Below are 22,491 nucleotides of genomic sequence, written 5' to 3'. Positions count from 1 at the left end.
CCATGGATGTGCGCCGTTGGCTGCTGATAGTGCTGTGTGCCTTTACGTCGTTGGTCCAGGCACAGGGCGTGCCCGGCAAGGTCATGCTGGCCAGTGAAGAGTGGAACGACTACACCAACAAAGACGGTAGCGGCCTGGCCTGGGACGTGCTGCGCAAGGTGTTCGAACCTGCCGGAATCACGCTGCAGACGCGCTCGGTGCCCTACACCCGCTCGGTCGGCCTGGCCCAGCGCGGCGAAGTGGATGGCTGGGTCGGGTCCTATCGCGATGAAGCCACGGGTGTGTTGTACCCCCACTGGAATTTCGATTCCGACCACATCTACGCCCTCGGCCTGGCCAGCACGCCAGCGCCGACGGTAGCCACGCTGGGCAATTACCGCCTGGCCTGGGTGCGTGGCTACAAGTACGAGGAGTACTTGCCCAATGTGCACCGTTTCAACCAGATCGAGCGCCGCGACGGTATTTTGCCGATGCTGGAACACGCGCGGGCCGACTTCTACATCGATGCGCTGACCGAGGCCAAGTACGTGCTCAATCAGGCAGGTGATCCGTCGAAGTTCGCACTGACTCACATCGCCGAACTCCCGTTATACATCGGGTTTGCCGATAACGAACGGGGCCGCGCCTTGATGGGCGTCTTCGACCAGCGCATGGCGGCCCTGGTGAAAAGCGGCGAGTTAAAGGCGATTTTCGAGCACTGGAAACAACCCTATCCGTTCTAGATCCCCTGTAGGAGCGAGCTTGCTCGCGAAAAACGCAAGCACGCCGCGGTCACTCAGAATGCTTGCGTCATCGTTGACGATTTTTCGCGAGCAAGCTCGCTCCTACATAGAATCAATAAGAAGGCCAATCGAACCTATTGATCTTTATCAGCGATAATTCAGCTTAAGCGTCTGTAGGAACCTGCTGTTACAATGGCCGCCATCGTAAAAACTGAAATCAGGAGCACACGGTGCCCGTCGTTTTCGTCGCCGCTTCCAAGCTGCCTACCCCTTTTGCCACGTTCACCATGAACGGCTTTCTCGAAGAAGCCACCGGGCGCGAGCACGTTGTGCTGAGCTTGGGCGATATCGCTGATGGCGCGCCGGTGCTGGGGCGTGTGCATTCCGAATGCCTGACCGGCGACGCGCTGTTCAGCCAGCGCTGCGACTGCGGTTCGCAACTGGAAGCCGCCATGCGGGCCATCGCCCGTGAAGGCCGTGGCGTGCTGCTGTACCTGCGTCAGGAAGGCCGTGGCATTGGCCTGATGAACAAGATCCGCGCCTACGAGCTGCAAGATGGCGGCGCCGATACCGTTGAAGCCAACGAGCGCCTGGGCTTTGCTGCCGACCAGCGTGACTACGCGATCTGCCTGCCGATGCTGGAGCATTTGGGCGTCAAGTCCCTGCGCCTGATGACCAACAACCCGCGCAAGGTCAAAGCCTTGACCGAGATGGGCATCACCGTGGCCGAGCGCGTGCCGCTGCACACCGGGCACAACCCGCACAACAAGCTCTACCTGGCCACCAAGGCCAGCAAGCTCGACCACATGATGGGCAACGAGCACCAGGGCGAGGTCGACCGCGCGTGACCCGAGGCCAGGTGAAACGGCGACTGTCCTTCAATTGGTGGCAGTACCTGGCCCTGGCGCTGCTCCCCCTGTTTGTGATCAACCTGGTGTTCGGCCAAGCCGAATCCTTGCTCCCGGTGCTGGCCATGCCGTTCTTCATTGCCGGCGTGGCCTCGATGTTTCTCAGCCTGCGTTACTTCCACGGCTATAAGCACGCGTTGATCGCCACCTCCAAAGCCCTCGATACCCCGGAAGAACCGGCTGCCTGGATTACCTTGGCGGCCCGTCGGCGTACGGCGTTGCTGGTGGCAGCCGTCCCGGCCTGGATCGGCGCGCTGGCGGTGTTCGTCGGCCTGGAGGCGGTGCCGCTGTTCCTGCTGGCACTGTCGACGCTGGTGCTGTTCTACCTCTACCGCATCCCCCGTCAACTGGGATGAGACGTCGCTGGCTGGCGGTTTTGCTGCTGGCGTGCTCTGCCCAGGCTTTGGCGGCCGAGCGGGTGGTCAGCCTGGCACCGTCCCTGACTGAAATCGTCGCTGAATTGGGTGCTGCCGACGTGCTGGTGGGGGTACTCGATGGCGGCGATCGTCCGGCTGCGCTGGCGCAAGTGCCGTCAGTGGGACGTTACGGCCAATTGGACATGGAGCGCCTGCTCAGCCTCAAGCCGGATCTGATCCTGCTGTGGCCCGGCAGCGTCGGCCCGGCCCAGCGTGCGCAGTTGCAGCGGCTGAACATCCCGGTTTATGTCGCTGAGCCCCATAGCCTTGAACAACTCACCACCCAGGTCCAGGCCATCGCCGAGCAATTGGGCCGTGCTGAAGCCGGCCGGCAATTGGCCGCGCAATTACGCCATCGCTTGGTCGAACTGCGTCAGCGCTATCAGCGTGCCGAGCCATTGCGTGTGTTTTACCAGGTGTGGAACCAACCGTTGTATACCGTGGGCGGCGGGCAGATCATCAGCGATGCGTTGAATGTGTGCGGTGCGCGCAATGTGTTCGATGACCTCAGGCTGCCCGCGCCGCAGGTGAGTATTGAGTCGGTGTTGCAGCGTGATCCCGAATTGATTCTGGTCGGGGATCAAGCACAGAAGGAGGCCTGGAAGGTCTGGCCAGCGATGGCGGAACGGGTGCGAGTGGTGCCGGATAAGGGCCTGGAGCGGCCCAGCGGGCAGATGCTGGAGGCGGTGGCGCGGTTGTGTGAGGTGATCGCGCCTCGCTAGAGGTCCGGCGTCCAAGTCACGCCAACCATCAGCGCACGGCCCTCTTCCCGGTAGCCAAATTGCTGGCCTTGATACTGATACAGCGCCCGGCTGTAGGCTTTGTCCAGCAGGTTATCGACCTTCATGTTCAGCATGATTTCGCGGTTCAGCGCCCAACTGGCGCGCAACCCGAGCAACCCATAGCCACCCAACGGCTGCTGGTTTTTCGGGTCGTCGTAGCTGCTGCTGACTGCCTGCCAGCTGGCGCCGATGCCGAATTGGTCGAATTGGCGATCCAGGTCCAGGCTCACGGTGCGCCTGGCGCGACGCGCCAGCGTACGTCCGGAATCGCGGTCTCGTGGATCAATCATTGCCAGTCCCAAGCTGCTTTGCCAGCCGAACAGCTCTTGCTTGAGCGCGGCTTCGAAGCCGTTGATGCGCGCCGAACTGACGTTTTGCGGGCCGTCGCTGCCGAACACGATCGCATCTTGGATATCGGTGCGGTACAGCGAAGCTTCCAGGCGGCTGGTGTCGCTGAGTTGGCTACGCCATTGCACTTCGTAGCTTTTCGAGGTTTCGGGCTTCAGGTCAGGGTTACTGTTCTTGAAGCCGTATTCGTCCGGGTAGTACAAGTCATTGAACGTAGGGGCGCGGAAGCCCTCGCTGTAGCTCAGCAGCAGGTCATTGTCCGAGTTGATCGGTAAGGTCAGGGTGCCGCTCCAGCTGTTCTGCCCGCCAAACTGCTGGTTCTGGTCGCGCCGCAGGCCCAGCTCGGTGGAAAACCCTTCGCCGTGGAAGCGATGCTGCACAAAGGCTGCGCGGTTCCAGCGGCTGTTCTCGGTAAAGGTGGTAGAGCCATGGAGGCGGTCTTCGTACCAGTCACCGCCGAGTATCAGGCTGTTTTGCTCATTCAGTGTCAGATCGTTCTGCCAGTTGATCGAGTCGCGGTAGGTGTTGAACACGCTGAAATCGTCACTGAGGGTGTCGCGCTTGGTATCGCGGTTCTCGCTGTGGCCCAGTTCCAGGCGCGATTGCCAGCGTTCGTTGAGTTTGGCATCCACGTAGCCGCTGGCGCTGCTCACGGTGTAGTCGGTGTAGGGCTTTTGCCCCAGCGTTTGCCCGGTGGCGAAGTCGTAGCGGCCGAAGCTGTTGTCGTACTCCGACTTGCCACGGTTATCCAACAGATTGAAACCCGCTTCCAGCTCATCGTTGAAGGCGTGGCTAAGGTTCAGGCTGATGGACTGGTTGCGGTAGGCATCATGGTCGCCATCGCTGGGAAATGACGTGTGCGTCGAGTTAATTCCGGCGGTCTCATCCAGGCTCGCGCCGAGGTTGAAGCGCGTGTGTTCATCGCCACCGGACAGACCGAGGCTGCGCTCCCAGGTTTGGTGACTGCCAAAGCCCATTTTCAAGCGCGGCTGTAGACCCTGCTCGGCATTACGTCGAGTGAACACCTGGATCACGCCGCCAATCGCATCGCTGCCATAGATCACCGAGCGCGAGCCGCGCAGCACTTCAACCCGTTCAATCTGATCGACGTTCAGGTACTGCAGGCCGCTGTCGCCGGAAGTGGTGTTGGCGATGCGCTGGCCGTCCACCAGCACCAGGCTTTGTGCGGATTTGGTGCCACGGATATAAATCCCCGGCAGGCTGCCACGGCCACCGGTCGGCGCGACTTGTACGCCAGGCACGCGGCTGAGCAGGTCAGTCACGCTGGTGGGTTGCAGGCGGTCGATATCGTCGCGGGTGAAGACGGTGTTGGCGGCGCTGCTGTCGTTGCGGGACTGGACCTGCCGGTTGGCGCTGATGACCACATCGGGGAGTTTCAAGGCGTCGTCGCGGGTGTCGGCGAGCAGGTCGGTGGCAGGCAGAAGAAGAAAGGGCAGGGCAAAGTGCAGACGATTCATAGGCTGTCCATAGCGTTGTAGGAGCCGGCTTGCCGGCGATGGCGGTCTGTCTGACACACTGATGTTGAATGTGCGGCCGCTATCGCTGGCAAGCCAGCTCCTACAAGTGTTCGGGGTGTTACGGGCCGAGTAGTGCCATGCGCTCGCGCACTGACGCTTCGATGCCGACCTCATCCAACCCGCATTCCGCCAGCATCTGCGCCGGCTTGGCGTGTTCGACGTACACATCCGGCAAGCCCAGGTGCAGCACCGACTTGAGGATATTCTCCCGCGCCAGGAGCTCGCTGACGGCCGCACCGGCACCGCCCATGATGGCGTTTTCTTCGACGGTCACCAGCAGCTCATGGCTGCCGGCAATCTCACGCACCAGGTCTTCATCCAGCGGTTTCACGAAGCGCATGTCGACCACGGTAGCGTCGATTTTCTCGGCTACTTTCAGCGCTTCCGCCAGTTGCACGCCGAACACCAGGAACGCAGTCTTGCTGCCTTGGCGACGCACGATGCCCTTGCCGATCTCGATAGGCTCAAGGTCTTTCTCGATCACTGCATTCGGGCCATTGCCGCGCGGGTAACGCACAGCCGCCGGGCCGTTGTACAGGTGGCCGGTGCTGAGCATCTTGCGCAGTTCGTTCTCGTCGCTCGGTGTCATCACCAGCATGCCGGGGATGCAGCGCAGGTATGACAAGTCGAAGCTGCCGGCGTGGGTCGGGCCGTCTTCGCCCACCAAACCAGCGCGGTCGATGGCGAACAGTACGTCGAGGTTCTGCACCGCCACGTCATGTACCAACTGATCGTAACCGCGCTGCAGGAAGGTGGAGTAGATCGCCACCACCGGCTTGGCGCCTTCACAGGCCATGCCGGCGGCGAAGGTCACCGCGTGCTGTTCGGCAATCGCCACATCGAAGTAGCGCAGCGGGAAACGCTCGCTGAAGGCCACCAGGTCGGAGCCTTCCTTCATCGCCGGGGTAATGCCTACCAGGCGCGGGTCGGCGGCGGCCATGTCGCACAGCCATTCGCCAAACACACCGGAATACTTCGGCCCGCTGGCCTTTTTCGGCGCAGCGGCGGGAGCGTCCAGCGGTTCCAGCTTGGTGATGGCGTGGTAGCCGATCGGGTCGACTTCCGCCGGGGCGAAGCCTTTGCCTTTTTTGGTGACGATATGCAGGAACTGCGGGCCCTTGAGGTCACGCATGTTGCGCAGCGTAGCGATCAGGGTGGGCAGGTCGTGGCCGTCGATCGGGCCGATGTAGTTCCAGCCCAGCTCTTCGAACAGGGTGCCGGGTACCAGCATGCCCTTGGCATATTCTTCGGTACGGCGGGCAATTTCCCACGCGCCAGGCAGACGCGAGAGCACCTTCTTGCTGCCTTCGCGCATGCTGGCGTAGGTGCGGCTGGAGAGGATCTTGGCCAGGTAATTGGACAGGCCACCGACATTGCGCGAGATCGACATGTCGTTGTCGTTGAGGATCACCAACATGTTGGCGTCCACTTCCGGCGCATGGTTCAGCGCTTCGAACGCCATGCCGGCGGTCAGCGCGCCATCACCAATGACCGCAATCGCCTTGCGGTCGCTGCCTTGCAGGCGGGCGGCAATCGCCATGCCCAGCGCGGCACTGATGGAGGTGCTGGAGTGGCCGACGCCAAAGGTGTCGTACTCGCTCTCGGCGCGGCGCGGGAAGGCGGCAATGCCGTCCTTCTGGCGCAGGGTGCCCATCTGCTCGCGGCGCCCCGTGAGGATTTTATGCGGATACGCCTGATGGCCCACGTCCCACACCAGCCGGTCATCCGGGGTATCGAATACGTAATGCAGGGCGATGGTCAGCTCGATGACGCCCAGGCCGGCACCGAAATGCCCACCGGTCTGGCCGACCGTGTAGAGCAATTCCAGGCGCAACTCATCGGCCAGGGTTTCCAGCTCGGCTTCACCCAGTCGACGCAGGCCGACCGGCGTGACAGCACGGTCAAGCAGGGGCGTGGACGGGCGCTTGCGGGGAATCTCTTGAAACGTCGTGGGCATCAGGCGAATCGTTATAGGTATAGAAGAGGCGGCAGTTTACCTCAAGCATCGCAAACTGCCCACGCAGAGCACCGAACTTGGCCGATATGCGGCCGCAAAGGCCGCCGTTATCAGTGCCGACGTTCGACGATATACCGCGCCAAGTCACGCAGTGGCTCTGCTGCCGCGTCGAAAGGTCGCAGGGCGTTCAGGGCCTGGTCACGCAGTTCCAGGGCATAAGCCTTGGCGGCTTCCAGCCCAAGCAGTGCCGGATACGTCGGTTTGTCCCGTGCGATATCGGCGCCTTGGCGTTTGCCCAGGGTGGCCGTGTCACTTTCTACGTCGAGAATATCGTCCTGCACCTGGAACGCCAGGCCGATGGCCAGCGCGTAGGTCCTCAACGCCGTCAATTGAGCGCCTTCGGCACGCCCACTGGCCAGCGCGCCCAGATGCACGGCGGCTTCGATCAAGGCGCCGGTCTTGTGGCGGTGCATGTACTCCAGGGCTTGTTGATCGAGCTTCTGGCCGACCGAACCCAAGTCGATGGCCTGGCCACCCACCATGCCGGCCGGACCCGCTGCCACGGCCAGCGCCGTGAGCATGCGCAAACGGATCTCGGCGTTGACGCTGCTCAGCGTCGGGTCCAGTAGTGCGCTGAACGCCAGGCTTTGCAGGCCGTCACCGGCGAGGATCGCGCAGGCTTCATCAAAGGCTTTATGGGTGGTTGGCTGGCCGCGACGCAAATCGTCGTCGTCCATCGCCGGCAAATCGTCATGCACCAGGGAATAGGCGTGGATCAACTCCACCGCACAGGCCGCGCCATTGGCCTGCTCGGCGTCTGCGCCCAAAGCTTCGCACGCCGCATACGCAAGCAACGGACGCACGCGCTTGCCACCATTCATCACGCTGTAGCGCATGGCTTCGTAAAGACGCTTGAGTTCGGGGCTTGGCGCAACAAACAAGGGTTCCAACGCCGCATTGACCCGGGCTTGGCTACTGGCCTGATACGCGTCGATCATTCGGGCTGTTCCGCATCGAAAGGTTCTTCGGCCAACTCCCCGTCACGTTCCAGCAGCACCTGCACCTTCTGCTCCGCCTGCGCCAAGGCGCTCTGGCAGTCGCGGGTCAGGCCGATGCCTTGCTCAAACGCCGTCAACGAGTCTTCCAGCGACAACTCGCCGTTCTCCAGACGCTCGACCAGGGTTTGCAGGTCGGCGAGGGATTGTTCGAAATCGAGTGCAACTTTTTTGCGGGCCATGGCGGCTATTCCGGTAGACGGTAAACCGGCGCGACACTAGCAGACATGGGGATTCTGGGCAAATGAGTGGGGGAGGGTGTTCAGGCGGTGAGCCGAATAAGCGCCCTATTCGGCTCATCAAATGAGCCGAATACCCATTTTATTCGGCTCACCGCCGGTCAGGATCTTTGCGCCATTGACGAGCACTGTTCTTGTGATGTTTTCAACTGTGCTTGAAATGTCTGCAATCCCACGTGCATTTCCTGTAGCGCGGCAATTTTCAGGGCTAGTTCCTGCTTCTTGTCTGCGATTGCCTGGTCCGCCCGCTCCCAGGGCAATACATCGCCTATGTGGCCTGCAAGAATTTCCTGCAACTCCTTGAGCTTGAACCCCAATTGCTGCGCGCACTTGATAAACATCAGCAGCTCAACGTTTTGCGCCGAATAGACCCGGTATTGGCCCTGACGCTGTGGCGCAGGCAGCAGCCCAATTGCCTCATAGTGACGAATCGCCTTGATGGTCGTGCCCGACAACTGCGCGGCTTTGCCGATGTACATGAAAACTCCTTTTTTCCGTTAAAGCGCCGACCTGTTTCAGCCATGTATCCCGCTGCGCCGCAGTGGAGCCCAACACCGGCCCGAACAGCAGCGTCTTTGCAGTCTTGACACCACAAAGCCCCAGCGTGGTCTTGCGCATCTGGTGAATGCCCGGCATGCGATAGAACCAACGGTAATACCATGGCGGCGTGTCCAGGGTCACCAGTAAATGTGCCGTTCGGCCGTGGAGCAGTTTGTCAGGAAAAGCCTTGCCCGCTCGGTATTTAAAGGCAAAACCGGGTAGGAAGATTCGGTCGATAAAACCCTTCATCAACGCCGGGATGCCACCCCACCAGATCGGGAAAATAAATGTCAGGTGAGTGGCCCAGAGAATGTCGGATTGCGCGCTGAGCAGGTCGGGCTCCAGCGGCTGAATCTGGGTGTAACCGTGATGAAGGACGGGGTCGAAAGCCAAGTCGCCCAAGCGTACGACACGTACTTCATGGCCGGCGTTTTTTGCCGCCTGGATGTAGGTATCGGCCAGGGCTGAACAAAAGCTGGAGGCGGAAGGATGGCCGAGGATCACCAGGGTACGCGGGGTCATGGGGAGGTCCTGAACAGGGCGTTCCAGGGTAAAGGCTGCTGTATAGGGGAGAGTCAAGTCAGTAGTCCGCAATGGCCAGCAGGACGTTTCTGTAGTTATTGAAGGGTCCTTCTTGGAACGACCTTCGCCCCTTGTGACAGTCAATGTGCCTGACTAGCCTGCCTCAAAAATCCAGAGTGACATGGCATGAGCGAACCCTGTATCGGCTTGACTACACCTCCAGCGGGCTACAGTGACTGGCTGACCGACCTGAAAGGCCGTATTCATGCGGCGCAACAGCGCGCAACACTGGCAGTGAATCGGGAATTGGTATTGCTCTATTGGCAGATCGGCCACGACATTTTGACCCGCCAGGCGGAGCAGGGCTGGGGCAGCAAAGTCATAGATCGACTTGCCCAGGATTTGCGTGCGGCCTTTCCCCGAATGAAGGGTTTTTCGCCGCGTAATCTCAAGTACATGCGTGCTTTTGCCGAGGCGTGGCCAGATGCTGAATTTGTGCAACAGGCTGCTGCACAATTGCCTTGGGGCCACAATGTGGTGTTGCTCGACAAACTCCCCGGCCCCGAAACCCGCCGCTGGTACATAGCCCAGGCGATAGAGAACAACTGGTCGCGTAACTCGCTGGTGATGCAAATCGAAAACCGCTTGTTGGAGCGCAGTGGCAAGGCGGTCAGCAACTTCGAGACCCACCTGCCCAAACCACAATCCGACCTGGCGCGTGAGTCGCTGAAAGACCCTTACCGTTTTGACTTCCTCAGCCTGGCCCTGGACGCGCAGGAGCGCGACATAGAAAACGCCTTGATCAAGCACGTCACCGACTTTTTGTTGGCGCTGGGCGCCGGTTTCGCCTTTGTCGGCCAGCAAGTACTGCTGGATGTCGGAGGCGATGAGTTCTTTGTCGATCTGCTGTTCTATCACGTGAAGCTACGCTGCTATGTGGTCATCGAACTGAAAGCCGGCACGTTCAAACCCGAGCACCTGGGGAAGCTGAGCTTTTATCTGGCTGCCGTCGATGCCCAGCTTAAACATCCACAAGATGGGCCCACCATCGGCCTGCTGTTGTGCAAGAGCAAGAACGAAGTCGTCGCCGAATATGCGTTGCGCGATAACAATCGACCGATTGGTGTAGCGGAATATCAACTGGTTGAGTCGTTGCCCGCAGAGCTGCGAACCAGCCTGCCAAGCATCGAGCAGATCGAGCGGGAGCTGGCGGGTTAAAACCGACTGATAGCCTCAAAACCCCGGCGGAATATACCCCGGCACAAATGGCACATTCAGGCACTTGCCATGCAGGATCCGGCCATCCTCAATCCGGAACAGCACGATCTTCTTCGCCTTATCCACCGTGGCTTCCAGCTTGCAATCCGAACTGTGCCCGACCTGCTGGTAATACTCCGTGTACACCATCCCGTTCCCGGTGTGATTCATTGAAGTCCCGGCGGCTTCAGTGGTCGTCCATGAAGAGGATTTGTGCCAGGTCATCACCACCTGCGTGTCGCCATTGGGCGCATTCTGCTTCTTCATCGAGTCGGGCTTGCCGAATAAATCCAGCGCCTCTTGCACGTCACGGCCTTCCCAGCGCGACTGTGCAATCAAGTGACACCCGTTTATAAACAGCACGGCGGGCAACAAAAGCCCAGCCAGCAACAGCCTTGTCCATGTAGGCATCGTGAATCCTTCTTGTAGGTGAGTGTTGCTCAGCGCTTGTTGCCCAGCATGTCGTCGAGGTCATCGATCATCTGGCTCTTCTCCTGAGTCGGCCCCAACTGCTCGAACATGGCCTTGGTGGTCTGGATCATCTGCAGGTGGGTCATCTTGCCCATGGCGATGGTGTCCTTGCTCTTGCCCGGTTCGCAGACATACGCGAGCGTGCGGTCGAGCCAGAACTCCTTTGGCGTCTGCCACGTGTTGGAGACTTTCAAGTGCGTAAGGGTGTAGGAAAACGGTGCAACCGACTGGCCATTGAGAAAGCGCACCTTGCGCGTGGAGCACTGCACTTCGATGTTGTACACATCGATCATCGGCTTGCCCGGTTCTTCATACACCACCGTGACGGCCACCAGTTTCGCGCCCTTGTTGTGGTTCGACGGCACCACGGAGGTACGGTCGGCCACATACATCACATTTTTATGGGCGCGGCCGCTGCCGTAGATGATCGACCAGTCGCCGATCGGTGTTTCTTCATCGGCCACTACCGACGTTGTGTTGATCAGCAAGACGGGCAGCAGTGCCAGGCAGCGTCCGACTTTGGTTAAGGTATTCAATAGCGTCCTTCCTTGAGGCTCGAAATAAGCGAAGGACTTTAGTGGTGAGGCGGTGCCGTCACAATTAGGGCGAGTGTGCTAATGGCGCATTGCTAGTTAACCAAAAAAAGCCTGCGTTTTAAGGCAGGCTTAGTGTGTGCAGCAGTTGAGTTAGTCCTTACGCGCCGTCAACGCCGAGTAACCATTCATCAAGTTGCGATAGTTGGGAATGCGCTGGGACAACAGGTTCCCCAGGCCTTCGATATCGTTGCGCCAGTCGCGGTGCAACTCACACGCCACCGAGAACCAGTTCATCAACTGCGCACCCGCTTGCGTCATCCGGCTCCACGCCGCCTGCTGCACCGTGGTATTGAACGTGCCCGATGCATCGGTCACCACAAACACCTCAAACCCTTCCGCCAGCGCCGACAAGGTCGGGAACGCCACGCACACATCCGTCACCACGCCCGCAATGATGATCTGCTTACGACCAGTGGCCTTGATCGCCTTGACGAAATCTTCGTTGTCCCACGCATTGATCTGGCCTGGGCGGGCGATGTAGGGCGCGTCCGGGAACATCTCTTTCAGCTCTGGCACCAGCGGGCCATTTGGGCCTTGCTCGAAGCTGGTGGTGAGGATAGTCGGCAGGTTGAAGAACTTGGCCAGGTCGGCCAGGGCCAGCACGTTGTTCTTGAACTCGTTGGGCGAGAAGTCCTGCACCAGGGAAATCAGGCCGGTCTGGTGGTCGACCAGCAGAACAATGGCGTCGTCTTTGTTGAGGCGGTTGTAGGTTGCAGTGCTCATGGTTGAATCCTTTTATGTTTAGGTTGGTTGGGCGTTGCGTTCAACATGGGCACAGATTAATGGGTGGGGGTCGGGGGATAAATCGGGTGAAACCGGTAATACCGTCAACTCAGAGGTGACAATGGTTGGAGGGCCAGCAGTATCAGTCCCTTTCATTTGAAGGACGTTTCCGAGAGAATCCCAAGCGCATTGCGCCAGCGGGAGTGCGTGACTAGGCTGCGGGTCGTCATTGGTTTATTCAGTGATCGGGTTTAGTCGCCCGGACTTCGCTAGGCGCACGCGCCATCCCAAAGACAGGTGTCTTCTCACCTGCACTTTATGGTGGCTGTGCGCAGGGCACCTCCGGGTGCGCCGGTGCCTAGCGGCCGGTCGACTAACCTGCGTACAGCCGCCACCTCTACTCGTTTAGTCGCGAAAAGACGGTGGTATTCACTTACCGCTAGAGGTTTTGCTATGGATAACGATTGTTCGGATTCACGCTCGTCGCGTGCAGCCAACCCATTTGTAGTCAATGAAGAACTGAGCTTTGAGGATGCCTGGGTGCGTGTGGCGGAGTTGCTGCAGTGTGCGGTGGCTACGTCGCAGGTACTTGGGGAACCGCTGGGTGCGCCACAGAGGGCGGTGATGCATTTGGTGGAGTTGGCGAAGATGGTGGCGGATCGGGCGGTGGAGTGTTTGCAGCCTAGCTAAACTGCCCGCTTTGGGTCATTCAATTGTCCAATAGCCTGTTGGACAATTGACTTGGGTTTCTTGCAGACATTAAAAAGCCGGCTTGTGGCCGGCTTCTCGGGGACTGCTTCAGCTTGTTTTTGACAAGCCTCACCAGCCTTCAAATCGCTCAGCCCACGTTGCGTCGGGCTGAATAGTAGGGGCATCAGCGGGAACTCCTCCGCATCGCCGAGCAGGGTGAATAGCCTAAAGCCACCCCCTGCCAAATGTGCGGCGCATGATACCCATATTCACCTCAAATGCCCACCTCCGGATCCGATTTAGAGCCGTCCCAGCCCAATAAATGCTCATCCAGCGGCACGGGCGGGCGGCGGTTATTCAGCGTGGACCACCAGAACACCCACCCCACAATCTGGAAGTTCTGCTCAAACCGTTGCTCGTACGTCAGGTACTCGTCGGGATGTTCACCGGCATTGTGGCTACGCATCCTCAACCCACCGCCAGGTCGGTTGTAGAGGTATTTGATGCGCAGCATGCCGTCGTGTTCTACGGCATAGATCTCGCCGTCGATGATTTGGGTGCGGCCTCGGTCGATGGCGAGGGTGGCGCCTTGTTGGATGATGTCGATCATGCTGTTGTCGACCATGTAGGCGCACAGGGCGCGGTCGGGTTTGACGGTGAGGGCTTGCAGGATGTGCAGGGTGACGCGGATGCGTTCGGTGGAGATGAATGAGGGGTGGAGGTCGATCTCCACGTCGATTTTTTCTGGATGACAGGCGGGGCCTGTGAGGTATTTGCCGCTTCCTTCGCGGGTGGTGGGCAGTCCTTTTCGGGTCGTCGGGCCTTCCAGCAGGAAGTTGGCCGGTGGGTGTTTGGGGCCTTCGCCGGTGCGCAGCCAACGGCTGGAGATGCACAGCAGTTCTGCGATCTCGTTGAGTCGGCCCATGGGTACACCGCGCTTGAACCAGTTGTTCACGTGTTGAGGCGTGACGCCGCGGTTCTTGGCGAAGTCGGAGGCGGAAAGATGGACTTCCCGCAGTAGCGCTTTTAAACGATCACCTGATGTATTCATAAACACAAAGCTTACTGACCGGGAAAACAGATCAAATAAACCATGCGTTGAGTTGGTCATGTAGGTCTTTGCTTAGTTGTAGTCTGATACGTCGGATTAAAACTTAAATTAAACATCTTCTATAAATAATTGAACTTGCTGTTTAATTTTTCCCACAAAAAAGCCCCGAATGATCGGGGCTTTTTCAATTGCCGGGGCAATGAGGAGCGGGTATCAGCCTTTGTAGGCAGCGACCGACTTCAGGATCTCGGCGCGGGCGGCATCTGCGTTGCCCCAACCGTCGATCTTCACCCATTTGCCTTTTTCGAGGTCTTTGTAGTTCTCGAAGAAGTGTTTGATCTGCTCCAGCAACAGGGGCGGCAGGTCGGTGTATTCCTTCACGTCCACGTACAGCTGGGACAGCTTGTCGTGTGGCACTGCGATAACTTTGGCATCGCCGCCGCCGTCGTCGGTCATGTTCAGGATGCCGACTGGGCGCGCGCGGATTACCGAGCCTGGGGTAACCGGGTAAGGGGTTACGACCAGCACGTCGAGGGGGTCACCGTCGTCGGCCAGGGTGTTGGGGATGAAACCGTAGTTGGCCGGGTAGAACATCGGGGTGGCCATGAAACGGTCAACGAACAGGCAGTCGCTGTCTTTGTCGATTTCGTATTTGATCGGCGCGTGGTTGGCCGGAATCTCGATGGCGACGTAGATGTCGTTCGGCAGGTCTTTGCCAGCCGGAATCTTGCTGTAGCTCATTGGGCGTTGCCCCCGTTAATTGGCCATTAAACATGGCCGGATTGGCCTAAAAGTGGCGGCGATTATAGGCACATTCTGACGCCGATGCCACGCGCCAGACGTCGTACGGTCATTCGTCTTGTGGCTGGTAGCGCGGGTCGCTGGCTTGCAGTTGGGTGAGGCGGGCCAGCGGATCCTGGCGATAGAAGCGGCTGAGTTGCGCGTACACCTGGGGATAGTGGCTGACCAGCAAATCCGGGGCGCTGAAAAAATATTCGCTGGTGACGGCAAAGAATTCAGCCGGGTTTTCGGCGGCGTAGGGGTCGATCTCAGTCTCGGCGTCCGGGTTGGCGTCCAGCTGACGGTTGAGGTCGTCGTAGGCGCTCTGCATCACGCTGGCCCATTCCTGCACGCGCATGTCGTTGTGCAGCGGCGGCAAGCCGTTGGCGTCGCCGTTGAGCATGTCGAGCTTGTGTGCCAGTTCGTGAATGACCAGGTTGTAGCCTTCCCAGTTGCCACTGGCCAGCACACCGGGCCAGGCGAGGATCACCGGGCCCTGTTGCCAGGCTTCGCCGCTGTGTTCGCCGTCCCATTCGTGTTCGATGCCACTGCTGTCGCGATGGCGCTGCGGGCTGACGAAGTCGTCGGGGTACAGCACGATTTCGTGGAAGCCCTGGTACCAGTCGAGGTCACCCAGATTCATCAGCGGCAGTTGCGCCTGGGCGGCGAGCAGCAGGCGTTGTTCCTGGTGCAGTTCGACGCCGGGCAGGGCGGTCAGGTGTTTTTCCGCAAGAAACACCACGCAGGCTTCGCGCAGCCACTGGTCCTGCTCGGCACTGATGCCGTCGAGGAAGGTCAGGTGGTGGCGCACCCGCTGCCAGGTGTCTTCGGCAATCGGGTGCTTGGCCAGCAAGCGCCGGCGACGCCAGGCGCTGAGGGACCACATCGCAGGTTACTGCGGCTTGGCTTCGGAGGATGTGCGGCCAAACCGGCTGCGGAACACACCAATGATCATCGGCACCAGCGAGAGCAGGATGATGAACACCACCAGCAGCGACAGGTTTTTCTTGATAAAGGGCACGTTGCCGAAGAAGTAACCCAGGGTCACCAGGCCACCGACCCACAGGATGGTGCCGAATACGCTGAAGCCGAAGAAGCGCGGGTAGGGCATTTTCGCGATGCCGGCAACGAACGGCGCGAAGGTGCGCAGGATCGGCAGGAAGCGCGCCAGGGTTACGGTTTTGCCGCCGTGCTTGTCATAGAAGTCGTGGGTCTTTTGCAGGTAGTCGCGGCGGAAGATTTTCGAGTTCGGGTTGCTGAACAAGCGTTCTCCTGCCGTTCGTCCAATTACATAATTGGTGCTGTCGCCCAGGATCGCCGCCAGCATCAGCAGGCCGGCCAGCAGCACCGGGTCCATGCCGCCGCCTGCGGCCACGGCGCCGGCGATGAACAGCAACGAATCACCCGGCAGGAACGGCATGACCACCAGGCCGGTTTCGCAAAAGATGACCAGGAACAGAATGGCGTAGATCCACGGACCGTAATTGGTTACCAGCAGGTCGAGGTAGACGTCGAGATGCAGGATAAGGTCGAGCGGGTTGAAATCCATGGATGGCACCTGTGTGAATGGCCCGGCTCAGCAGGCCTGTGCGGAAGCTCGGGTAATAAGGCTACAAGTGTATGCCGCAATTCTTACAACCCTGAAAGGTCCGCATTATACGGATTGAGCGGTGAAAAGCGTGTTGGTTTTGTAGCGGGGGATGTCGCAATGCCGCGGCGGTCGCTGCTCACCTGTAGGCGCTGGCTTGCCAGCGATGCAGGCGCCTCGGTGTAGCAGTGAGACCGAGGTGATGCTATCGCCGGCAAGCCGGCTCCTGCAGGTGATGGGGGTGTTCAGTCTTCGCTGATCGGCAATACGTAGTTCTTGAACTCCGTATCTTCGCGAAACCCAATCGACTCATAGGTCTTCTGCGCCACTTCATTGTCGCTGCTGGTCGATACCCGCAACCGTACCGCGTGGGTCTCCTTGGCCATTTTTTTCGCCGTGCGCATCAGGTTATCCGCCACCAGTTGCCGGCGTGCGTCTTCAGCCACATAGATGTCATTGAGGATCCACACCCGCTTGAGCGACAACGACGAAAAGCTCGGGTACAGCTGGCAAAAGCCCAGCAGTTTTTTGTCGTCATCATCCGCCAGAGCCAGGTAAATCACCGATTCCTTGCGGCGCAGGCGCTTCTCCAGAAAGGCCCGTGACGAATCCGGGAAGGGCAAGGCCCCGTAGAACTCACGGTATTTGACGAACAGCGGGGTCAACAGGTCCAGGTGTTCCAGGGTCGCTTGAGTAATCCGCATGCCAGGCCTCAACTTCCAAATGGGGTATGACCACACAAGCGGCCGTGACTCGATGCTGCCTAATGGCGCGAAAAAGCGCAATCGTGCCGCGATCAGTCATCCGGTGAACTGAGCAGGAAATTGCCTTTCATCAGGTCCGGATCTTCCGATTCAATGGTCTGGACCTGCGCCTCGTCCTTGAGATTGACCCCCGACAGCTGGCGACGACACGCCTCTCGCATCAAGTACAGCAAACGGTGGGCGGCCATGCCATAGCTCAGGCCTTCCAGGCGCACATTGGAGATGCAATTGCGATAGGCGTCGGTGAGGCCGACCTTGGGGTTGTAGGTGAAGTACAGCCCCAGGCTGTCCGGTGAACTGAGCCCCGGCCGTTCGCCGATCAGGATCACCACCATCTTGGCACCAAGCAATTGCCCGATTTCATCGGCCACCGCCACGCGGCCTTGTTCCACCAGGATGACCGGCGACAAGGACCAACCTTCCCCGTGGGTTTGTTCTTCCATGCGTGTCAGAAAGGGCAGGGTATGTTTATGCACGGCCAGGGCGGATAAACCATCGGCCACCACCACGGCTAAATCCACGCCGCCGGGGTTGGCTGACGCATGGTCGCGCAGCGCTTGGGCGGATTCATCACTCAGGCGCCGACCCAAGTCCGGGCGTTGCAGGTAGCTGTGTCGGTCGGCAGCGGCACTGTGCAGCAACAGCGATTCACGCCCGCGCTCGGCCAGCTGGCTGCTGAGGCCCGCATGGTCAAAAGGTAAATGCACCGCGTCCCGCGCCTGGGCGTGGGCAAACTGAAAATCCAGCTGCGCATTGGTAGGAATGCTGGTGCCGGTGCGGCCCAGGGCAATGCGCGCCGGGGTCAGGCGGCGCAGTTCCAGCCAGGGGTTGTCAGGCAGGTCGAGTTGCACGGGCGGCTCCTTCATCCCAGTTGCGCCAAAGCTTGGCGAAAGGCCGGTGGCAGGCTGTTGCCGAAGTGCACCTTGCCGTCGGCTTGCGTGAAGATACCCATTTTTGCCAGCCACTGTTCAAACTCCGGCGCCGGTTTTAAACCCAATGTTTGCCGGGCGTAGAGCGCGTCGTGGAACGAAGTGGTCTGGTAGTTGAGCATGATATCGTCGGAGCCGGGGATGCCCATGATGAAGTTGATCCCGGCCACGCCCAGTAGGGTCAGCAGGGTGTCCATGTCGTCCTGGTCGGCTTCGGCGTGGTTGGTGTAGCAGATGTCGCAACCCATGGGCACGCCGAGCAGCTTGCCGCAGAAGTGGTCTTCGAGGCCGGCGCGGATGATCTGCTTGCCGTTGTAGAGGTACTCCGGACCGATAAATCCTACGACGGTATTCACCAGAAACGGTTTGAAATGTCGGGCTACCGCGTAGGCGCGGGTCTCGCAGGTTTGTTGGTCGACGCCAAAGTGCGCATTGGCCGACAAGGCGCTGCCCTGGCCGGTCTCGAAATACATCAAGTTCTGGCCCAACGTGCCGCGATTGAGGCTTAAGCCCGCCTCGTAGCCTTCCTGCAACACGCTCAGGCTGATGCCGAAACTGGCGTTGGCCGCCTCAGTGCCGGCGATCGACTGGAATACCAGATCCAGCGGCACGCCACGGTTGATGGCCTCGATGGAGGTGGTGACGTGGGTGAGTACGCAAGCCTGGGTCGGAATCTCATAGCGCTGAATGATCGCGTCGAGCATCTCCAGCATGGCGCAGATCGAGGCGATGCTGTCGGTGGCCGGGTTGATGCCGATCATGGCGTCACCGTTGCCGTAAAGCAGGCCGTCCAGAATGCTCGCGGCGATGCCCGCCGGTTCGTCTGTAGGATGGTTCGGTTGCAGGCGTGTGGATAAACGCCCGCGCAGGCCCATAGTGCCGCGAAATTGCGTGACCACGCGGATCTTCTGCGCCACAAGCACCAGGTCCTGTACGCGCATGATCTTGGACACGGCGGCGGCCATCTCTGGTGTCAGACCTGGCGCCAAGGCGCGTAAGGAATGTTCGTCGGCCGCATCGCTGAGCAACCAGTCGCGCAGACCGCCCACGGTCAAGTGGCTGACCGCGGCAAACGCTTGTCTATCGTGGGTGTCGATGATCAGGCGGGTGACTTCGTCGCTTTCGTAGGGGATCAGCACTTCTTGCAGGAAGTGCTTCAGCGGGATATTTGCCAGCGCCATCTGCGCCGCCACCCGTTCACCGTCGTTCTGTGCGGCGACGCCGGCCAGAAAGTCCCCGGAACGCGCGGGGCTGGCCTTGGCCATCACATCCTTGAGGCTGTCAAAACGGTAGGTTTGTGCACCGACCGCGTGGGAAAAGCTTGCCATACAGTGTCTCCTTGACGACGCGGGCGGCTGCCCGCGTCGAGGTTTACGGCAGTTAGTGCAAGGCGGCCTCTGCGGCCTGGATCGCCGCGAATTCTTCTTCAGGCGTGCCTGCTACCAAGTGATGCCGGCTGTAGAAAGCAAAGTAAGCAATTAATACTCCATAGATGATCGCGGCGCCAATCACCACCCGTGGATCCACCAGAAAGCCCGCTACCACGGCCACGCAGGCCAGCACCAGCGCAACGCCGGAGGTAAAGATGCCGCCCGGTGTGCGGTACGGACGGTCCATTTTGGGGCGACGGATGCGCAGGGTGATGTGCGCGGCCATCATCAGCACGTAGGAAATGGTTGCGCCAAACACCGCCACCAGAATCAGCAGGTCACCCTGGCCGGTCAGCGACAAGCCAAAGCCGATGATGCCGGGGATCACCAAGGCCAGTACCGGCGCCTTGCTTTTATTGGTCTGGGACAGTTTGCGCGGCAGGTAGCCGGCGCGGGACAGTGCGAAGATCTGCCGCGAATAGGCGTAGATGATCGAGAAAAAGCTCGCGATCAGGCCCGCCAGGCCGACCAGGTTGACGAAACTGCCCATCCAGGTCGAGCCGCCGTAAGACAATGCCAGTGCTTCAACCAGCGGGTTGCCGGATTTGATCAGCGCGTAAGTACCCGCGCCGCCCGGTGCAATCACGAGGATAAGCAGGGCAAAACTGGTCAGCACCACAATGGCGCCGATCAGGCCGCGAGGCAGGTCGCGTTTTGGGTTCTTGGTTTCTTCGGCGGCCAGGGGCACACCCTCTACCGCGAGGAAGAACCAGATGGCATAGGGAATTGCGGCCCACACACCTACATAGCCAAACGGCAGGAAAGTGCTGGCGCCCTTGGCCTCGGTCACCGGAATGTCCAACAGGTTGGCGACATTGAAGTGCGGCACCATCGCGACCAGGAACACACCCAATGCAATTGCGGCCACGGCGGTGATCACAAACATCAACTTCAGGGCTTCGCCCACGCCAAAAATGTGGATGCCGATAAAGATGATGTAGAACGCCAGGTAAATCATCCAGCCCCCGATACCGAACAGCGACTCGCAATACGCGCCGATAAACACCGCGATGGCAGCGGGGGCGATGGCGTATTCGATCAGGATCGCAGTGCCCGTGAGGAACCCGCCCCACGGCCCGAATGCGCTGCGGGCGAAACCGTAGCCGCCGCCAGCGGTAGGAATCATGGAAGATAGTTCGGCCAGGGAAAAACACATGCATAGGTACATGGTGGCCATCAGCAATGTGGCGAGGAACATCCCGCCCCAGCCGCCTTGGGCCAGGCCGAAGTTCCAGCCGGCGTAGTCGCCGGAGATCACGTAGGCAACGCCGAGGCCGACCAGCAACACCCAGCCGGCGGCGCCTTTTTTCAGTTCGCGTTGTTGGAAGTATTGAGAGTCGACTTTTTCGAAGTCGACGGAGGATCCAGTAGGTTCGCTAGGCATGAGAAGTACCGTCCGTTCTTATTGTTTTGGTTGAGCGCGAACAGGCGTGGGCACCGGTGGACCGGTGCCCACGAGAGGGTCAGAAGAACCCGAGTGGATTAATGTCGTAACTCACCAGCAAGTTCTTGGTCTGCTGATAGTGATCCAACATCATCTTGTGCGTCTCACGGCCCACGCCGGACTTCTTGTAACCACCAAACGCGGCATGCGCCGGGTACAGGTGATAGCAATTGGTCCACACGCGGCCCGCCTTGATCGCGCGGCCCATGCGGTAGGCGCGGTTGATGTCGCGGGTCCACACGCCGGCGCCCAGGCCGAACTCGGTGTCGTTGGCAATTGCCAGGGCTTCGGCTTCGTCCTTGAAGGTGGTGATGCTCACCACCGGGCCGAAGATTTCTTCCTGGAATACGCGCATTTCGTTGGTGCCCTTGAGCAGGGTCGGCTGGATGTAATAGCCGCCGGCCATGTCGCCGGTGAGCTTCTCAACCTTGCCGCCGGTCAGCAGTTGCGCGCCTTCGCCTTTGGCGATTTCCAGGTAGGACAGGATCTTGTCGAACTGCTGCTCGGACGCCTGGGCGCCGACCATGGTGTCGGTGTCCAGCGGGTCGCCGCGTTTGATCGACTCGATTTTCTTCATCACGACTTTCATGAAGTCGTCGTAGATCGACTCTTCCACCAGCGCACGGGAAGGGCAGGTGCACACTTCACCCTGGTTGAAGAACGCCAGCACCAAGCCTTCAGCGGCTTTCTCGATAAAGGATGGCTCGGCTTTCATGATGTCGGCGAAGAAGATGTTCGGCGACTTGCCGCCCAGTTCCACGGTGGACGGAATGATGTTCTCGGCCGCCGCATGCATGATGTGCGAGCCGACGGGCGTCGAGCCGGTGAAGGCAATCTTGGCAATGCGCTTGCTGGTGGCGAGGGCTTCGCCGGCTTCTTTGCCGAAGCCTTGAACCACGTTCAACACGCCAGGTGGCAACAGGTCTCCGATCACCTCCAGCAGCACGGTGATGCCCAGCGGGGTTTGCTCGGCGGGCTTGAGCACCACGCAGTTACCGGCGGCCAGGGCCGGCGCGAGTTTCCACGCGGCCATGAGGATCGGGAAGTTCCACGGGATGATCTGGCCGACCACGCCCAGCGGTTCATGGAAGTGGTAGGACGCGGTGTGTTCGTTGATTTCGGCGCTGGTGCCTTCCTGGGCGCGGATGCAGCCGGCGAAGTAGCGGAAGTGGTCGGCGGCCAGTGGGATGTCGGCGTTGAGGGTTTCACGCACGGCCTTGCCGTTGTCCCAGGTTTCGGTGATGGCCAGCAGTTCGAGGTTCTGTTCGATGCGGTCGGCGATTTTCAGCAGGACCAGCGCGCGGTCCTGGGCCGAGGTCTTGCCCCAGGCGTCGGCGGCGGCATGAGCGGCATCCAGGGCCTTGTCGATGTCTTTGGCGGTGGAGCGCGGGAATTCGGCGATTGCCTTGCCATTGACCGGCGAGGTGTTGGTGAAATAGTTGCCGTCGACCGGCGCAACGAACTCGCCACCGATGTAGTTGCCGTACTTGGCCTTGAACGAAACGATGGCGCCTTCAGTACCGGGGTGTGCGTAACGCATGGTGGGTATCTCCTGGCTTTTATGTTTATTCGGAGTGCAGCGCTGCTGCGCTTACAAAGCGTAGAGCAAAGGTTGGGCCACCGCTTCGCCCGCCAGGTAAATCAACGGGTTAGGCTTTGTAGCAAGGCGTTGCTGTGGCAGGCGCGATACAGGCGATGTGACAGTTTGTGCCACAAACGGTACAGCCTGTGACCGGTGGGT

At 59.9% G+C, this 22,491-nt stretch carries 24 protein-coding genes; 6 read left to right on the top strand and 18 right to left on the bottom strand.

The window, feature by feature from the left end; genetic code table 11:
• Positions 1–2: 2 nt before the first annotated feature.
• The 4 genes from ACP7C6_RS27840 to ACP7C6_RS27825 all read left to right on the top strand — a co-directional run bounded on the left by ACP7C6_RS27840 (position 3) and on the right by ACP7C6_RS27825 (position 2,768).
• The gene (locus tag ACP7C6_RS27840; protein WP_028618107.1) at positions 3–722 is read left to right on the top strand and encodes a substrate-binding periplasmic protein; all 720 of its coding nucleotides are present in this window, start codon (positions 3–5) and stop codon (positions 720–722) included.
• A gap of 230 nt (positions 723–952) precedes the next feature.
• Positions 953–1,570, top strand: coding sequence for a GTP cyclohydrolase II (gene ribA / locus ACP7C6_RS27835; RefSeq protein WP_016978544.1), 618 nt, complete (start codon positions 953–955; stop codon positions 1,568–1,570).
• Positions 1,567–1,986 carry a nuclear FMR1 interacting 1 family protein gene (locus tag ACP7C6_RS27830; protein ID WP_016978545.1) on the top strand — a complete coding sequence of 140 codons (420 nt, stop codon included), beginning with the start codon at positions 1,567–1,569 and terminating at the stop codon, positions 1,984–1,986. The genes ribA and ACP7C6_RS27830 overlap by 4 nt, the downstream gene beginning before the upstream one ends.
• Positions 1,983–2,768: a cobalamin-binding protein gene (locus ACP7C6_RS27825; protein WP_426109521.1), complete on the top strand. Its 786-nt coding sequence runs from the start codon at positions 1,983–1,985 to the stop codon at positions 2,766–2,768. The genes ACP7C6_RS27830 and ACP7C6_RS27825 overlap by 4 nt, the downstream gene beginning before the upstream one ends.
• On the opposite strand, the gene ACP7C6_RS27820 is transcribed toward ACP7C6_RS27825, so the two are convergent.
• The 6 genes from ACP7C6_RS27820 to ACP7C6_RS27795 all read right to left on the bottom strand — a co-directional run bounded on the left by ACP7C6_RS27820 (position 2,765) and on the right by ACP7C6_RS27795 (position 9,027).
• Positions 2,765–4,654: a TonB-dependent receptor domain-containing protein gene (locus ACP7C6_RS27820; RefSeq protein ID WP_028618104.1), complete on the bottom strand. Its 1,890-nt coding sequence runs from the start codon at positions 4,652–4,654 to the stop codon at positions 2,765–2,767. The genes ACP7C6_RS27825 and ACP7C6_RS27820 overlap by 4 nt on opposite strands.
• 118 nt (positions 4,655–4,772) lie before the next feature.
• Complete coding sequence (gene dxs / locus ACP7C6_RS27815) at positions 4,773–6,671, bottom strand: 1-deoxy-D-xylulose-5-phosphate synthase (RefSeq protein ID WP_068937057.1); 1,899 nt, start codon at positions 6,669–6,671, stop codon at positions 4,773–4,775.
• A gap of 110 nt (positions 6,672–6,781) precedes the next feature.
• Entirely contained in the window at positions 6,782–7,669 is an 888-nt protein-coding gene (gene ispA, locus ACP7C6_RS27810) for a (2E,6E)-farnesyl diphosphate synthase (RefSeq protein WP_426109520.1), read from the bottom strand.
• Positions 7,666–7,908 (bottom strand): exodeoxyribonuclease VII small subunit, encoded by a 243-nt coding sequence (locus ACP7C6_RS27805; RefSeq protein WP_003176346.1) that lies wholly within the window; start codon positions 7,906–7,908, stop codon positions 7,666–7,668. The genes ispA and ACP7C6_RS27805 overlap by 4 nt, the downstream gene beginning before the upstream one ends.
• A gap of 158 nt (positions 7,909–8,066) precedes the next feature.
• A complete protein-coding gene (locus ACP7C6_RS27800; RefSeq protein WP_068937059.1) occupies positions 8,067–8,444 on the bottom strand; it encodes a MerR family transcriptional regulator in 378 nt (125 codons plus the stop codon).
• A complete protein-coding gene (locus tag ACP7C6_RS27795; protein ID WP_426109519.1) occupies positions 8,383–9,027 on the bottom strand; it encodes an NAD(P)H-dependent oxidoreductase in 645 nt (214 codons plus the stop codon). The genes ACP7C6_RS27800 and ACP7C6_RS27795 overlap by 62 nt, the downstream gene beginning before the upstream one ends.
• A 186-nt stretch (positions 9,028–9,213) precedes the next feature.
• Between ACP7C6_RS27795 and ACP7C6_RS27790 the strand changes: the two genes are divergently transcribed.
• The gene (locus tag ACP7C6_RS27790; protein WP_426109518.1) at positions 9,214–10,245 is read left to right on the top strand and encodes a PDDEXK nuclease domain-containing protein; all 1,032 of its coding nucleotides are present in this window, start codon (positions 9,214–9,216) and stop codon (positions 10,243–10,245) included.
• Positions 10,246–10,260: 15 nt separating this feature from the next.
• Here ACP7C6_RS27790 and ACP7C6_RS27785 read toward each other — a convergent pair whose 3' ends face one another.
• From ACP7C6_RS27785 to ycaC, 3 genes are all read right to left on the bottom strand, one after another.
• Positions 10,261–10,695 (bottom strand): hypothetical protein, encoded by a 435-nt coding sequence (locus ACP7C6_RS27785; protein ID WP_028618099.1) that lies wholly within the window; start codon positions 10,693–10,695, stop codon positions 10,261–10,263.
• 29 nt (positions 10,696–10,724) lie between these two features.
• On the bottom strand, positions 10,725–11,291 hold the full coding sequence (locus tag ACP7C6_RS27780; RefSeq protein ID WP_028618098.1) for a hypothetical protein: 567 nt from the start codon (positions 11,289–11,291) through the stop codon (positions 10,725–10,727).
• A gap of 150 nt (positions 11,292–11,441) precedes the next feature.
• Complete coding sequence (gene ycaC / locus ACP7C6_RS27775) at positions 11,442–12,074, bottom strand: isochorismate family cysteine hydrolase YcaC (protein ID WP_016978556.1); 633 nt, start codon at positions 12,072–12,074, stop codon at positions 11,442–11,444.
• A gap of 453 nt (positions 12,075–12,527) precedes the next feature.
• Here ycaC and ACP7C6_RS27770 point away from each other — a divergent pair, with 453 nt between their 5' ends.
• Entirely contained in the window at positions 12,528–12,764 is a 237-nt protein-coding gene (locus ACP7C6_RS27770; protein ID WP_028618097.1) for a hypothetical protein, read from the top strand.
• A 274-nt stretch (positions 12,765–13,038) separates the two neighbouring features.
• Here the strand turns inward: ACP7C6_RS27770 and ACP7C6_RS27765 are convergent, their stop codons facing one another.
• From ACP7C6_RS27765 to exaC, 9 genes are all read right to left on the bottom strand, one after another.
• Positions 13,039–13,815 (bottom strand): LexA family transcriptional regulator, encoded by a 777-nt coding sequence (locus tag ACP7C6_RS27765; RefSeq protein ID WP_426109529.1) that lies wholly within the window; start codon positions 13,813–13,815, stop codon positions 13,039–13,041.
• 213 nt (positions 13,816–14,028) lie between these two features.
• The gene (gene ppa, locus ACP7C6_RS27760; protein WP_003219382.1) at positions 14,029–14,556 is read right to left on the bottom strand and encodes an inorganic diphosphatase; all 528 of its coding nucleotides are present in this window, start codon (positions 14,554–14,556) and stop codon (positions 14,029–14,031) included.
• 109 nt (positions 14,557–14,665) lie between these two features.
• Positions 14,666–15,481: a zinc-dependent peptidase gene (locus ACP7C6_RS27755; protein ID WP_028618094.1), complete on the bottom strand. Its 816-nt coding sequence runs from the start codon at positions 15,479–15,481 to the stop codon at positions 14,666–14,668.
• Between the two features lie 6 nt (positions 15,482–15,487).
• The gene (locus tag ACP7C6_RS27750) at positions 15,488–16,144 is read right to left on the bottom strand and encodes a DedA family protein (RefSeq protein WP_028618093.1); all 657 of its coding nucleotides are present in this window, start codon (positions 16,142–16,144) and stop codon (positions 15,488–15,490) included.
• A 284-nt stretch (positions 16,145–16,428) separates the two neighbouring features.
• On the bottom strand, positions 16,429–16,887 hold the full coding sequence (locus ACP7C6_RS27745) for a GNAT family N-acetyltransferase (protein ID WP_017735604.1): 459 nt from the start codon (positions 16,885–16,887) through the stop codon (positions 16,429–16,431).
• Positions 16,888–16,979: 92 nt separating this feature from the next.
• Positions 16,980–17,813: an ethanolamine ammonia-lyase subunit EutC gene (gene eutC, locus ACP7C6_RS27740; RefSeq protein ID WP_068937063.1), complete on the bottom strand. Its 834-nt coding sequence runs from the start codon at positions 17,811–17,813 to the stop codon at positions 16,980–16,982.
• A complete protein-coding gene (locus tag ACP7C6_RS27735) occupies positions 17,810–19,204 on the bottom strand; it encodes an ethanolamine ammonia-lyase subunit EutB (RefSeq protein ID WP_426109517.1) in 1,395 nt (464 codons plus the stop codon). The genes eutC and ACP7C6_RS27735 overlap by 4 nt, the downstream gene beginning before the upstream one ends.
• Positions 19,205–19,256: 52 nt before the next feature.
• Positions 19,257–20,690 carry an ethanolamine permease gene (eat, locus tag ACP7C6_RS27730; RefSeq protein ID WP_028618090.1) on the bottom strand — a complete coding sequence of 478 codons (1,434 nt, stop codon included), beginning with the start codon at positions 20,688–20,690 and terminating at the stop codon, positions 19,257–19,259.
• A gap of 79 nt (positions 20,691–20,769) precedes the next feature.
• Positions 20,770–22,290: an acetaldehyde dehydrogenase ExaC gene (gene exaC, locus ACP7C6_RS27725; protein ID WP_028618089.1), complete on the bottom strand. Its 1,521-nt coding sequence runs from the start codon at positions 22,288–22,290 to the stop codon at positions 20,770–20,772.
• Between the last annotated feature and the right edge of the window lie 201 nt (positions 22,291–22,491).

Origin of the sequence: Pseudomonas sp. TWR1-1-4, from assembly GCF_049897165.1 — a bacterium.
In the GTDB taxonomy this organism is placed as follows: domain Bacteria; phylum Pseudomonadota; class Gammaproteobacteria; order Pseudomonadales; family Pseudomonadaceae; genus Aquipseudomonas; species Aquipseudomonas canadensis.
Note: the sequence above shows the minus strand (reverse complement) of the source record. Positions and strands in the feature narration are given on the sequence as shown.

Coding starts and splice junctions, on each gene's coding strand:
- ACP7C6_RS27840 (WP_028618107.1), top strand. CDS start 3: ATGGATGTGCGCCGTTGGCTGCTGATAGTGCTGTGTGCCTTTACGTCG.
- ACP7C6_RS27825 (WP_426109521.1), top strand. CDS start 1,983: ATGAGACGTCGCTGGCTGGCGGTTTTGCTGCTGGCGTGCTCTGCCCAG.
- ACP7C6_RS27820 (WP_028618104.1), bottom strand. CDS start 4,654: ATGAATCGTCTGCACTTTGCCCTGCCCTTTCTTCTTCTGCCTGCCACC.
- dxs (WP_068937057.1), bottom strand. CDS start 6,671: ATGCCCACGACGTTTCAAGAGATTCCCCGCAAGCGCCCGTCCACGCCC.
- ispA (WP_426109520.1), bottom strand. CDS start 7,669: ATGATCGACGCGTATCAGGCCAGTAGCCAAGCCCGGGTCAATGCGGCG.
- ACP7C6_RS27805 (WP_003176346.1), bottom strand. CDS start 7,908: ATGGCCCGCAAAAAAGTTGCACTCGATTTCGAACAATCCCTCGCCGAC.
- ACP7C6_RS27800 (WP_068937059.1), bottom strand. CDS start 8,444: ATGTACATCGGCAAAGCCGCGCAGTTGTCGGGCACGACCATCAAGGCG.
- ACP7C6_RS27795 (WP_426109519.1), bottom strand. CDS start 9,027: ATGACCCCGCGTACCCTGGTGATCCTCGGCCATCCTTCCGCCTCCAGC.
- ACP7C6_RS27790 (WP_426109518.1), top strand. CDS start 9,214: ATGAGCGAACCCTGTATCGGCTTGACTACACCTCCAGCGGGCTACAGT.
- ACP7C6_RS27785 (WP_028618099.1), bottom strand. CDS start 10,695: ATGCCTACATGGACAAGGCTGTTGCTGGCTGGGCTTTTGTTGCCCGCC.
- ycaC (WP_016978556.1), bottom strand. CDS start 12,074: ATGAGCACTGCAACCTACAACCGCCTCAACAAAGACGACGCCATTGTT.
- ACP7C6_RS27770 (WP_028618097.1), top strand. CDS start 12,528: ATGGATAACGATTGTTCGGATTCACGCTCGTCGCGTGCAGCCAACCCA.
- ACP7C6_RS27765 (WP_426109529.1), bottom strand. CDS start 13,815: ATGAATACATCAGGTGATCGTTTAAAAGCGCTACTGCGGGAAGTCCAT.
- ppa (WP_003219382.1), bottom strand. CDS start 14,556: ATGAGCTACAGCAAGATTCCGGCTGGCAAAGACCTGCCGAACGACATC.
- ACP7C6_RS27755 (WP_028618094.1), bottom strand. CDS start 15,481: ATGTGGTCCCTCAGCGCCTGGCGTCGCCGGCGCTTGCTGGCCAAGCAC.
- ACP7C6_RS27750 (WP_028618093.1), bottom strand. CDS start 16,144: ATGGATTTCAACCCGCTCGACCTTATCCTGCATCTCGACGTCTACCTC.
- ACP7C6_RS27745 (WP_017735604.1), bottom strand. CDS start 16,887: ATGCGGATTACTCAAGCGACCCTGGAACACCTGGACCTGTTGACCCCG.
- eutC (WP_068937063.1), bottom strand. CDS start 17,813: ATGAAGGAGCCGCCCGTGCAACTCGACCTGCCTGACAACCCCTGGCTG.
- ACP7C6_RS27735 (WP_426109517.1), bottom strand. CDS start 19,204: ATGGCAAGCTTTTCCCACGCGGTCGGTGCACAAACCTACCGTTTTGAC.
- eat (WP_028618090.1), bottom strand. CDS start 20,690: ATGCCTAGCGAACCTACTGGATCCTCCGTCGACTTCGAAAAAGTCGAC.
- exaC (WP_028618089.1), bottom strand. CDS start 22,290: ATGCGTTACGCACACCCCGGTACTGAAGGCGCCATCGTTTCGTTCAAG.